The sequence below is a fragment of the Lysinibacillus parviboronicapiens genome, assembly GCF_003049575.1.
GTDB lineage: Bacteria > Bacillota > Bacilli > Bacillales_A > Planococcaceae > Lysinibacillus > Lysinibacillus parviboronicapiens.
Map to the genome: position 1 here is coordinate 22,755 of NZ_PYWI01000037.1, position 13,173 is coordinate 35,927.

A 13,173-nucleotide genomic window follows, 5' to 3' on the forward strand; every position below is an offset into this window, starting at 1 on the left:
TATAATTTTATTGAGAAAGAGAGGATGTTAAAGTGCAAGAATTACCTTTAAGACCAGCCGCGAGAATGATTACGACTATTGGAAAAGATCTTATAAAAGATATACCGGCATCAATAGTAGAATTAGTGAAAAATTCCTACGATGCAGATGCCGAAGATGTAGAAATTAATTTTTCAAAGTATACAGAAGGTGAAGAAACCAAAATTTCTATCGAGATTAAAGATAATGGACATGGAATGGATTTAAATACTATCACAAATGCATGGCTTGTTCCAGCAACACCAAATAAATTAAATCTACAACACAGTATATTTAAGAAAAGGCCATTACAAGGGAGAAAAGGAATTGGTAGGTACGCTGTAGCAATATTAGGTAATTATTTACAAATGGAAACCGTGCACGATAAAATCAAAACCATTGTATATGTGAATTGGGATGATTTCGAAGAGAAAGAATACTTAGAAGATGTTAGAGTTGAAGTTGAAACTACTAGTGTAGATGAACCAAATGGCACTTTATTAAGAATTATTGGAGATAATGAATACTTTGATTTATGGAATAAAAAAGAGCTCAAAAAATTAGAAAAAGAATTAAGAAAATTAGTGTCACCATTTCAAAATGCTTTTAAAAATGATAGGTTTGAAATAAAATTTAAAACTACTAATTTTATTGATGATTCTGATACATATAACACCTATGAGACCATTATTGAGCCACTTCCAATAGTAGAAATGTACAACTATCGACTGTTTGGACATATAACAGATCAGGGTATTGCAAATTTGAATTTTGAAAATAATTCATTGGATGTAAAGCAACATAAAGTAATTGACCCGTTTAAAGTTAATTTAGATCCTGAAAAAGAAAAATATTGTGGAAGAATAGAAATAGACTTAAGGGTGTTCGATCTTGATACAGCTAGTTTAGAATCTTTACAACAAAAACTTTCAAAGACTGTAGATTTGGCTTTTAATAGAAGAGAAGTTACATCGAAATTGAAGGAATTGACTGGTGTCGGGATATATCGGGGAGGATTTAGAATTAGGCCACATGGAGACAAAGGATTTGATTGGCTTGGTTTAGATAGTCGAAGAGTTCAAAATCCATCATTAAGGATAGGTGTAGACCAAATCATTGGATTTGTTTCTATTCAACCAGAAGAGGCTTCTAAATTAGAAGAAAAAAGTGCTCGAGATGGTCTTAAGGAAAATGCTTACTTTGAGGGGCTTAATGAGCAAGTTATTGCTGCATTAAGAGAATTAGAAAATAGAAGATTTGATTTTAGAAGATCTATGGATCAAACAAAGAAGAAAACCATTTATCAAAAAATGGAAAATCTATTTGATTTTTCTGCGTTTCAAGATGAAGTAAGTAAAAGTATTGAGAGGAAATTTGACGAGGTATCTAAAGGGAAAAGTAAAGGAGAAGCTACAGAAGAGTTTTTTAAGGTGTTCAACGAAAGTTTGAATGAAATTAAAAAGGAAAAAGAAAAAGAATATGAAGAAATAAAACAGATTATTGCTTTATATCAAGGACAAGCTACACTAGGTAGTATCACAACTGTTGTTCTTCATGAGGGAAGAAAGCACACTAGTTGGTTTTCAAATACTCTTCCTAGAGTATTTGAGTGGTTAAAAGAATTTAGGGAGGAGAGGGAAGAAGAGCTCTTAAACATTTCAATTGACAGGCTAGGTAAAGCTAATGACGAAACAATTGCTTTATTAGAACTTTTTGATAAATTAGACCCCTTAACAATGACTAAAAAAGGAAAGATAACAGAAGTGGATCTTTCTATGATTATTGACCATATCGAAAATGTTTTTAAAAATGAATTAATAGAAAACCAAATAACAGTAATTAAAGACTTTAAAGAAGACAAAATCACTTGGAATGGAATTGAAAAGGATTTTAGAATGGTATTTACTAACCTCATCGAGAATAGTATTTACTGGTTGAAAATGGACGTAGAGAATACAAATAAAAGTATAAGTATTTCTTCAGAAATTATAGATGGTTCCCTTTTAATTGACATAATTGATAATGGGCCAGGTATAAAAAAAGAATTTATAGAAAATGAGGCAATTTTTTCTCCTGGATTCAGTGCCAAAGAATCAGGAACAGGCTTGGGATTGGCTATTTCCGGGGAGGCTTTAAAAAGAAATAAAGGTAACTTAAAAGCCCTATACTCTGATAAAGGTGCACATTTACGAATTGAACTGGGGGATATAGAAATTGAGTAGTGAAACAAGTATTCTACAAACTAGCACATTAGAAGGAGAAACTATTAATACAATTATTAATTTATTGATTATAGAGGATGAAAATGGACAAATAGAGCAGATTGAAGATGCTATTAATGATTTCAATAGAAAAACAGGGAAAATTGATGGTATAAAGATACAAAAAAAAGCTGTTAAAACATTTTCAGACGCGATATTCGCTCTTCTTAAAGATGAATTTGATGCAGCTATTATTGATTTGAAACTTAATGGAACATCTGGGAATGATGAAGGAGTTAGCTTAATTGAAATCATTATTGATAGATTACGCTTTCCTATATTTGTTCGATCAGGATTTCCTGAGAAAGTTGAATTTTTAAGCTCTGAACATGAGTTTGTTAAAGTGTTTAAAAAGACAGATAAAGTGGATTCTATCATCTCGGAAATTATTAAATTTCATAATAATGGAATAACAGCTACTATAGGTACCAAAGGAAAAGTCGAAAAGTATTTGAACAAAATATTTTGGGGCAGTTTTTCTAAAAATGTTCATTTGTGGGACAAAGAGTTATTAGATAATAATGAATATGAAAAATCATTGGTAAGGTACTGCTTAGCATTATTACAAGAGCACTTAGAAATAGAAGAAAATGGTGGGGATTTTTCAGACTATCATCCTTTCGAGGTGTTTATCAGCCCACCGATAAAGAGCAATTATTTTTTTGGGGACATATTATATGATGATGTTAACTACTATATTATTCTATCTCCAGCCTGCGATATGGCTCAAGAAAAGTATGAGAAGATAATAATTGCCCAAATTGATTCATTAGATGCAATAACACCTTTTATAGAGCATCAACAAAGATATAACGAAAGTCAATCTAAAGGTAAAAAAGAAAGTGCAAGGAAAAAAGTTGTTGAATTTCTTACTAATAATCACAGTGATAAATATCATTATTTACCTAAATATATGGAATTCCCAGGGGGATTGATAAATTTCCAAAAAATCTATTCTAAAACTAAAGAAGAGTTAAATGAGATGGAAAGATTCGCCTCTATCTCAGGTAAATTTTCGAAAGATATTGGTGCTAGATTTTCAAATTATTTTGCGAGACAAGGGCAACCAAACTTAAATATAGATGTATTATTAAAGACTATACTAGACATTAATGATGAAGAAGAGTAGATAAGGGTATTTTCAAATTTAATTTTACATGTACTTTAGTCATTTTTATAAAAACCACATAACTCAAAAATCAAACCCACAAATTTTGATCAATTTTTGTTCATAATTTATGGGTTTCTTCTATATAAAGTCAATGTTCACAGCATGCTTTTAACATATGTCATAGCGAATAAAACATTTAGAAAGGCTAAAATAATTACCTATAGAAATATTTCGATCAATCTTTTTTATAAAAACTTTCATTACGTCAAAATAAAACCTACACATTTTGATCAATCTTTTTTCAAAATGTATGGGTTTTTTCTATTATAAAATCAACGTTTGCAGCACACTTTTAATCAAACTTTATTCCAAACCAACACTATGTGTTTAAATATAATAAAGTTCTAAACTGAATAATAAAGTTGTATACTATTGAAGATGTTTGTTTATAATCGTATTTAAGGTAATTATTACCTTAAATACGATTTTTTATTTCAATTAGAAGGAGGATATGTTAAATATGGAAAAAAGAAAGAGTAGGTGGACGGAAGAGAAATTTGCACGATATTTAAAGGAAGGCAGAGGTCAGGGAGAGTTAAGTGAGTATATTCCGTGGTTAAATGTTCAAGACTTTTCTTCAAATGGAAATGTAACAAGAATAAAAGGCTGGAAGACTACAAGGCAGCATGAATTCTTTTCAAATTTGGAGAGAAGTTATTTTTTTTATTGGATTGGTCAGATAACGTATTAGATATTAGAGAACAATTTCCAATAGATAGAGAATTAACTTTTAAAATTGCAGAAGAAAAAGGCATTCTTCATTCTATCGATAATAGCAGTAACACAATTATTCCAATGACAACGGATTTTTTAATTACCTTCATAAAAAATAAGCAAAGAATCTATCTAGCTCGAACAGTAAAGCCGAGTAAAGATTTAGACGATCCAAGGGTAATTGAGAAGTTTGAAATTGAACGAGAATATTGGGAGAAAAAAGGTATTGATTGGGGAATTGTTACAGAGAAAGAATTACCAGTGTGGTTTGTTAAAAATGTTCAGTGGGTACATAAATTTTATTTCTTAGATTCCAAAGAAGATGAAATATTAGCTTTTGAGTTATTAAAGACCCTAACTAACAAAAATAGTCAGAATTTAAAGATAATTAATTTTTGTAATAGATTTGATGAGGATTACAATTTAGAAGTAGGAACAGCACTTACGTATGTTAAACACTTGATTGCAAGAAAATTGATTGCCATTAATATGGTAGAGAAGTTAGACATTCGAAAAATAAAAATAAGTGAAATAACTATAAAGGATAGCGGAGGGGAGAAATTTGATTACATTAGCAGTTAATGAACTAATAGAGGATTTAACAAATAATAAAATTTATCGTCTATTGTGGATTGATGAAACAAATACCGCCTCCTATGTTATAGATATAGAATCCTCAAAAGCATTACCTATGTTAATGAAAATTAATAATTTAATTCAAGGGTTGTTAGAGGGCATATACGTTAAGTTAGAAACACCGAATGGTAATCACCAAATAGTTAAGGATGATTTAACTGATAAGGAGAGAGAAATTAGGGATAATGCTTGGGAATTGATCAAAGATGTAGTACAAAATGAGCCGTCAATATTTATAAGCGAATTACGTGGTAAAGAAGTGCAGAAATTAGCTAGTGAAAAGCAATTTTCAAAAGCAACATTATATAAATATTTAAGAAGATATTGGCAAGGTGGGATGACAATTAATTGTCTTATTCCTAATTATAGAAATTCGGGTGCGGGAGGGACGTCAAGAAAGAGTGGTGATAAAAAGAGAGGACGCCCAAGATTAGGAGATACCGTAGGTATTAATGTTACTAACGAAATACAAGATATTTTTCGAAAAGCTATAAAAAAATATTACCTGTCAGACAAGAGAAATACGTTAGTATTTGCATATAAGATGATGATTAAAGAATTTTTTGCAGGAGAAGTAAGATATGAAAACGGAGTAAAATACGTATCAATATTAGACGAGAATAGTATACCTACTATGACTCAATTTAAATATTGGTATGAGAAAGAATTTAATATCGAACAAATTGTCAAAAAACGTGAAGGTATAAAAAGTTTTGAGCGTAACAGTAGAGCGGTATTGGGTTCTTCAACATATGAAACAATTGGACCCGGATCACGATATCAGATTGATGCTACTGTAGCTAATATATACTTAATTTCAAGCTTTAACTCAGATTGGATAGTAGGAAGACCCATTATCTACTTTGTTATAGATGTATATTCACACTTAATAACTGGTATGTATATTGGATTTGAAGGACCATCGTGGGCAGGGATGATGATGGCTATAGCAAATGCAGCTTCGGGTAAGAAAGAATTCTGTAGCAGTTATGGTATTAATATCTCGGATGAATCGTGGCCATCAGCTCATTTACCAGAAATTATTATAGGTGATAGAGGTGAGTTAGAGGGTTATAGCGTTAACAGCTTAATAAGCGGATTAAATGTTTCTATTGAAAATACACCTTCATTTCGACCTGACTGGAAAGGTATTGTTGAAAAATTATTCGATACTACCCAAGAAAAAGTAAAGCCTTTCTTACCTGGATACATACAAACTGATTTTGGAGAAAGAGGAGCTAAAGATTATCGACTGCAAGCTAAGTTAACACTTGAACAATATACAAAAATTATTATTAATTTTGTTTTACATTATAACAAGAATTACTATATGAAAAACTATACAAGAGATACAGGAATGATTGAAGATAATGTTAAACCAACTCCAATTGAACTTTGGAAATGGGGAATTAACAATAGAGCAGGAAAGTTAAGGAAGGTAGATTCTGATACTATAAAGTTCTATCTAATGCCGAGGGATAAAGCTACTGTAACTTCTAAAGGAATAAAATTTAAAGGAATGTTATATAGTTGTGAAATGGCAATAAAAGAATCTTGGTTTGTTAATGCTAGAATGAACAAAAGTTGGAAAGTCGATATATCATATGACCCTCGGAATATGGATAATATTTATCTTCATACAAATGAGGAATCTTTGTTTGAAATGTGTTCACTTTTAGAACACCAAGAGAGATATAAAGGGAAAGTTATAGATGAAATCGAACAGTTAACAAGAAATGAACGAGATGATTACAAAAAAAATGGACATACAATACTTCAAGAGGATATTAATCTTTTCGGTAACATTGAAGCCATTGTTAAGGAGTCTATACAAATCGCTAATCAAACACAAAGTAAGAATATTACTAAAACGCAAAAGACTAAAAGTATTAGAGAAAATAGACACGTTGAAAAAGCCTTACAAAGAGAGCAGGAGTCTTTTCAATTAGGTATCCAGCAAAGCAATAATCATGAAAATATTATAGATTTTAATCCTAGTGAGCTTAATACAAATACATCAGAAACCTCTTTAATTAAGGAATTATTTAATAAACGACGAGGAATGAAAAAGGAATGAACAGTAGAATAATCATTGAATTAGAAAACGGTATGGTGGTACAAAAAGCTGAGTACCTTGAACAAAAAATTATAGAATATGTTGGGAATCCGCTTATTGAAGCATTACCCCCAATTCTCTCTAAGGAAGAAGCATTTGAACAACTTAGCTTTTTACCTTTATATCATGAAAGTGAAAGGTATTTATCAAATCATCATCGATATCATTCATTGCTACGTTTATCTCGTTTTTATCAGCCTATAAATCAAACATTAAATTTAGAACAGCGATTTTCAGGTTTTATTAGGTATGGATACGTAAATCGAAATCCATTACACAAAAAACATGTTCAAGCGCTACATGAATTACACAACAAGCTTATTACTAAAGAGGAATTTGGATTACCGCCTGATATACGCTCTTCTGCGTCAAGTTTCACTCTAATAGGATTTCCGGGAATAGGTAAGACATCTGCAATAGAAAGGGTGCTATCTCTTTATCCACAAGTAATATTGCATCAAAGCCCGATCAATATGATTCAAATTGTATGGTTAAAATTGAATTGTCCCCATGATGGTTCATTAAAAACCCTTTGCATGGACTTTTTCCAAAAAATCGATTTATTGATAGGTACTAATTATTTTGAGAAGTACGGTAAACGATCAAATTCTGTTAGTTCAATGGTAACTCGGATGGGACAAGTTGCTCGTCTACACTCAATAGGTGCTCTAATTATTGATGAAATTCAGCACTTATTATCTACAACAGGCGCAGCATCAGAAATGATGATGAATTTTTTTGTAACGTTAGTGAATGAAATTGGAGTACCGGTAATGTTCATTGGTACTATGAAAGCAAAGGCATTATTACAAAAAGATTTCCGACAGGCACGTAGAAGTAGTGGTCAAGGTGATATGGTATGGCAGCAAATGAAACAAGATGATGACTGGGAAGTACTCATCACAAGTATGTGGGATTATCAGTGGACAAAGCAATATACGGAACTGACTAAAGAATTATTAAACACCATTTACGAAGAGAGTCAGGGGATTGTAGATGTTGCTGTAAAGTTATATCTACTCGCACAAGCGAGGGCAATCGAATCTGGTCTTGAAAAAATAACTCCACAACTTATACAAAAGGTAGCGAAAGAAGATTTGAAACTTCTTCAACCTATGTTGGAGGCTCTTAAATCTGGAAACCCAAGTGATATTGCAAAATACGAAGATATTGTTCCAATTGATATTGAAGAATATATACAAAATAGAATGCCAGTAATGGATCTTAAGGCAAGAGTGCTAGCAAAAAAAGAAAAGATTGCACAAGATCGTACAAATAAAGAACTTCCAATACTAGAGAAATTAATCATATCTTTAATCAATTTAGATGTTAATGAAAAAATTGCTGAAAGTGCTGCTAAATATGCATTGAAAACGTCACCTGATTCAACAATTCCACAACTAATGACTTTATCGCTTCAATATATTGAGGAAAAGAAAGAAAAGAAAAGTGAAGTGAAAAGCGATGTTTTAGCGAATAAACTTAAATCAATAATCGATAAAGGAAAGAAGAATAAACGCTCTGCTTATGAGGCATTATGTGGAGAAGGATATATTAAAAATCCTTTAGATGACTTAATAATGTAAGGGTGTGTAAATAAAAAAGATGTTAGCTTTTTTTCCTTCAATGTTTAAAGATGAACTATTTTATAGTGTGTTGGCTAGATACCATAAACGTTCAGGGAATTTAAGCAATAAAGATTCAACTATCGATTTGTTTGGGAAAAAGAAAGCATATATTATTCCTGATTTAACTACTGATTTAGAGATATTATTTGCAAGAGTAAATCCTTTTTTAAATTCAAGTATTGATGAATGGATAAATTATCATACATTGTATAACTACTATACGAATTTTACTTCAAATGAAATAAAACAGAATGTTCGAGATAAAATGTTAAATGGCTGTGGCAATAATTCCTTGCACTATTCAACAGGTCAAATGGCTGGGACAGTAAAAGAACCTATGTATTTTCGATATTGTCCAAACTGCTTTAATGAAGATATTCAAATGAATGGAGAACCATATTGGCGGACATATCACCAATTATCAAGTGTATTTATTTGCTTAAAGCATTCTGTCTTGCTTGAAGATAGCTCAATCTTAATAAGGCAAGGAAATTCTTCGTATTTTTATTCAAACATTGAAAACAGTTTAAAGAATGACGATAAAAGTGATTTTTCAAAAGTAAACTTTGATATGTTACGACATTTTGCAGTAGAAAGTAGCAATTTAAATCAAAAGGATTATAAATTTGAACAGTTAAATTTATTAGAGATTTATCATTACCTCTTGCATCGTGAAGGGTATGTAAAATCAAGCGGCACAATCGACCAAAGGCGATTAGAAGAAGACTTTATTAAGAAGTATAAAACTGATTTTTTATTATTGATGCAATCATTTCCGAGTGGTGTAGATGGACAGTGTTGGTTAAGGGCAATAACAAGAAAACATCGGAAGTCTTTTCATCCTGTACGGCATTTACTGCTTATTCATTTTTTAGGTGAATCAGTAGATACAATTAAACAGCATGCAAATAAATATTACACTCCATTTGGTGAAGGACCATATTTATGTTTAAATCCTGCAGCTGAACACTATCTTCAGCCTGTTATTACTAATTTGAAAGTTTCACGTTGCAATGATACTAAAAGCCCCATAGGAACCTTCTCTTGTGTATGTGGTTTCGTCTATTCCCGTAAGGGTCCAGATAAAACCGAAAACGATAAAACAAGAATTGGGCGTATTAAGGCGTTTGGTGAGACGTGGATGAACAAACTCCATCAATTGATTGAAAGTGAAAAGATGAGTTATAAAGCTTGTTCAAGAATATTAAAAGTTGATACGAAAACAATTATTAAGTATTCAAGGCCAAGAAATAGTAAGCCTATTAATAAGAAAAATAATATTAAAAGTGATTTGAAACAAAGTTGGCTAGATTTAATCACTCAATACCCCACTTTTTCAAGAACAGAACTTAGAAAAAAAGCCCCTTCGTTTTATATGCGAATTTATAGGCATGATAAGGAATGGTTAAAAAAACATCCACCGTTCGTTAGGACTAATGTTGTTACTAACAAAAGGGTGGATTGGGTGAAGCAAGATCTTCAAATGTTGGCTAAAGTAAAAATGGCTGTTGAAGATTTAAATACCCGAGAAAAGCCTGTAAAAATAACGATAAGCAGTATTGGTAAAAAGATTAATCAGTTATCTCTCCTTGAACAAAAAGCAGATAAGTTGCCACGAACTATGGCTTATATTGAAAGCGTTAAAGAAAGTGTAAATGACTTTCAGAAGAGGCGAATAAATTGGTCAGTGAAACAGCTAAGGGACGAGGAACTTGAATTTTGGAAGATAGTACGCAAAGCTGGTATAAGAGAAAGTTATTATCCTGATTTAACTGAAGAAATAATGATTTATTTGAATCATCCAACATGACATGAACTGTATTCTATCCTAAAACCACTTATTAGAGTGGTTTTCATTTTTTGTGAATTTACTTGCAAATTGCAAATAAAAGAAGTATAACTATCTCATGAAAGATTTTCGGTTTAAATTCATAAAAATCACTATTCATTAGGTCGATAAGTTAAATAAGATTTATATAGGCATCCATTAATCCAAATATTAATGCCTGATAAAAAAAATTTAGTATATTATTGTGATTAAATACTTGCGAAATGCAAATAATTAAGGGGGAATAAAAATGAAAGAGATGCTTGATACAATCGTTATTGGGGGAGGGCAGGCTGGACTTGCATCAGGTTACCATTTACAGAAAAAAGGTCTGCGTTTTTTAATATTGGATGCAAGTAATCAGATTGGGGGATCTTGGCCAAGTTATTATGACAGTCTTAAATTGTTTTCTCCAGCAGGTTTTTCCTCTATGCCTGGTATGAAGTTTTCTGGAAATCTGAATCGCTATCCGACAAGAGATGAAGTCATTCGATATTTGCAGGAGTACAAAAATAAGTTTCAATTGCCTGTTTTAATTAATCAGAGAGTAGATCTGATAGAGAAAAGTAAAGTAGGTTTTACTGTTCGAACTGCCACAGGCGATACATTTCAAGCTCTAACGATCATTAACGCTACAGGCTCATTTAATAATCCTTATATTCCTAAAATCCAAGGGGGAGAAGTTTTTCAAGGGAAGACACTTCACTCTTCAGAGTATCGAAATACAAAGCCATTTCACAACAACCAAAGGGTAATCGTAATTGGAGGAGGTAATTCGGCAGTGCAAATTGCTGTTGAATTGTCTGAGGTTAGCAAAACTACTCTTTCAGTACGACAACCAATAAAATTTGTAAAACAACGTTTACTTGGATTGGATATACATTACTGGTTGAAAATAATTGGTTTTGATACCTTTCCTTTCTGGCGCTTTGGAAAAACTGCACCCAGATCAAATGCCGTGAATGACACAGGTGGATATAAAGAACGAATTAGTAAGGGAAATCCTAAACAGGATTTGATGTTTACGTCTTTCTATGAAGATGGAGTTATCTGGCCTAATGGAGAAAAGGAGCCAGTAGATACCATTATCTATGCCACAGGATTCAGACCACATCTACCCTATATGAAATTACTTGGTGCATTAGATGAGGAAGGAATGCCTTTACAAAAGGCAGGTATTAGCATTATCCCCGGATTGTATTTTGTGGGACTAGAAGGACAACGTTCATTTGCTTCTGCAACTTTAAGAGGTGTGGGAGGGGATTCTAAGTATGTTGTAAAAAGGTTACTTCACTATTTGAAAAGTAGAGACTTTTGAAGTAGTGAGAACATTTAAAACTCCTTCAAATAAAAATTAAATATATTTTAGTTGTATATTACAAATAGATAATATATATGTCTTTATAGGAGGAGATGATTAAATGGAAAATAAACGTGAACTTTTTCAAGTTTTAACCCAAAAGTTTGCTTTACTAAATAAAACATGTTGTACTGTAGGAACAATTGACATCACACCAATACAGAGCCATATTCTATATGAGATAGACAAACAAAATAATCCTTCTATGCAACAAATAGCAGATGCAATAGGAATGGATATTACTACATTTAGTAGACAGATTCAAACTCTTATTAAGATGAATCTTGTCAAAAAAACTCCTCTAACATCAGATAAAAGAGTGTACATCTTATCACTAACTGTGGAGGGTACACTTGTCGCTAATACAATAGATGAAATGATAAACAATTATTTAAACGAAGTTTTTTCGCAATTGAATGACTTCGAAAAAGAAACTGTTTTACGTTCAATTGAACTCTTTAATAAAGCTATGGCAAAATCAAGCTTTTGTTGTAAACCATCATCATAATTGGTTACTAAATAAATATTAATGGTGAATAATAAAACATAATCTTAAAGAGTGCGTATAGTTATCTGAGCGTACTCTGATTTTATGTCTAATAACATGTAGTCCGTACTAAATAATAAATTTTAAGGAATTAATTAATTCCATCCAACTGTAAAAAAATAGCCCAATAAAAAAAGTATATCGATAAAGAGGCTTTTAAAGATAAACAAATCCTATTGTTTAGTAAGGTTAAAGTTGTTTAATTCTTATTCAACTAACGAACGCAATCGGAGCGGCGATTCGTAGTGTTCATCATTTGAAGTATTTGATTAAAAGTGTTGACTTATAAAAAGTTATTATGTTATATCGTAAAACCTGTCACTTCGACAGTATTAAAATATTTAAAAATAGTTATTGACTATTGTTTCACATTTTGATAGTATTAATTCTTGTCGCTGGACGGCAATTAAAAATGAACCTTGAAAACTGAACAAGCAAAACGTAATCAATATAGTTTTTAGTAGCTAACTTCGATAAGTGAACGAAACAAAATTTTGGACATCAAAATTGATGCCAGCAAAACAATTTGAGCTTATCAAATTTCTTTTATGGAGAGTTTGATCCTGGCTCAGGACGAACGCTGGCGGCGTGCCTAATACATGCAAGTCGAGCGAATGACGAGGAAGCTTGCTTCCTCTGATTTAGCGGCGGACGGGTGAGTAACACGTGGGCAACCTACCTTATAGTTTGGGATAACTCCGGGAAACCGGGGCTAATACCAAATAATCTCTTTTGCTTCATGGTGAAAGACTGAAAGACGGCATCTCGCTGTCGCTATAGGATGGGCCCGCGGCGCATTAGCTAGTTGGTGAGGTAACGGCTCACCAAGGCAACGATGCGTAGCCGACCTGAGAGGGTGATCGGCCACACTGGGACTGAGACACGGCCCAGACT

The 13,173-nt window shown here is 32.0% G+C and carries 9 protein-coding genes and 1 rRNA gene; all 10 read left to right on the forward strand.

What is annotated here, in order from left to right; genetic code table 11:
* The first annotated feature begins 32 nt into the window (after positions 1 to 32).
* Positions 33 to 2,240 carry a sensor histidine kinase gene (locus tag C9J35_RS20470; RefSeq protein ID WP_107926506.1) on the forward strand — a complete coding sequence of 736 codons (2,208 nt, stop codon included), beginning with the start codon at positions 33 to 35 and terminating at the stop codon, positions 2,238 to 2,240.
* Entirely contained in the window at positions 2,233 to 3,408 is a 1,176-nt protein-coding gene (locus C9J35_RS20475) for a hypothetical protein (RefSeq protein ID WP_107926508.1), read from the forward strand. The genes C9J35_RS20470 and C9J35_RS20475 overlap by 8 nt, the downstream gene beginning before the upstream one ends.
* A 502-nt stretch (positions 3,409 to 3,910) precedes the next feature.
* A complete protein-coding gene (locus tag C9J35_RS24775) occupies positions 3,911 to 4,141 on the forward strand; it encodes a hypothetical protein (RefSeq protein WP_327324120.1) in 231 nt (76 codons plus the stop codon).
* A complete protein-coding gene (locus C9J35_RS20480; protein WP_327324122.1) occupies positions 4,117 to 4,746 on the forward strand; it encodes a TnsA endonuclease N-terminal domain-containing protein in 630 nt (209 codons plus the stop codon). The genes C9J35_RS24775 and C9J35_RS20480 overlap by 25 nt, the downstream gene beginning before the upstream one ends.
* Positions 4,727 to 6,877, forward strand: coding sequence for a TnsB C-terminal domain-containing protein (locus C9J35_RS20485; protein ID WP_107926510.1), 2,151 nt, complete (start codon positions 4,727 to 4,729; stop codon positions 6,875 to 6,877). The genes C9J35_RS20480 and C9J35_RS20485 overlap by 20 nt, the downstream gene beginning before the upstream one ends.
* A complete protein-coding gene (locus C9J35_RS20490) occupies positions 6,874 to 8,502 on the forward strand; it encodes an ATP-binding protein (protein ID WP_107926512.1) in 1,629 nt (542 codons plus the stop codon). Before C9J35_RS20485 ends, C9J35_RS20490 begins: the two co-directional genes overlap by 4 nt.
* A gap of 19 nt (positions 8,503 to 8,521) precedes the next feature.
* A complete protein-coding gene (locus C9J35_RS20495; protein ID WP_107926514.1) occupies positions 8,522 to 10,354 on the forward strand; it encodes a TnsD family Tn7-like transposition protein in 1,833 nt (610 codons plus the stop codon).
* Between the two features lie 268 nt (positions 10,355 to 10,622).
* Entirely contained in the window at positions 10,623 to 11,690 is a 1,068-nt protein-coding gene (locus C9J35_RS20500) for a flavin-containing monooxygenase (RefSeq protein WP_107926516.1), read from the forward strand.
* 103 nt (positions 11,691 to 11,793) lie between these two features.
* On the forward strand, positions 11,794 to 12,240 hold the full coding sequence (locus tag C9J35_RS20505) for a MarR family winged helix-turn-helix transcriptional regulator (protein ID WP_107926518.1): 447 nt from the start codon (positions 11,794 to 11,796) through the stop codon (positions 12,238 to 12,240).
* Between the two features lie 584 nt (positions 12,241 to 12,824).
* Positions 12,825 to 13,173, forward strand: a 16S ribosomal RNA gene (locus C9J35_RS20510); the annotation flags it as partial.

What these genes read in the sequence shown, in the direction of transcription:
- C9J35_RS24775 (WP_327324120.1), top strand. Translation starts at nt 3,911, where the DNA reads ATGGAAAAAAGAAAGAGTAGGTGGACGGAAGAGAAATTTGCACGATAT.
- C9J35_RS20490 (WP_107926512.1), top strand. Translation starts at nt 6,874, where the DNA reads ATGAACAGTAGAATAATCATTGAATTAGAAAACGGTATGGTGGTACAA.
- C9J35_RS20495 (WP_107926514.1), top strand. Translation starts at nt 8,522, where the DNA reads ATGTTAGCTTTTTTTCCTTCAATGTTTAAAGATGAACTATTTTATAGT.
- C9J35_RS20500 (WP_107926516.1), top strand. Translation starts at nt 10,623, where the DNA reads ATGAAAGAGATGCTTGATACAATCGTTATTGGGGGAGGGCAGGCTGGA.
- C9J35_RS20505 (WP_107926518.1), top strand. Translation starts at nt 11,794, where the DNA reads ATGGAAAATAAACGTGAACTTTTTCAAGTTTTAACCCAAAAGTTTGCT.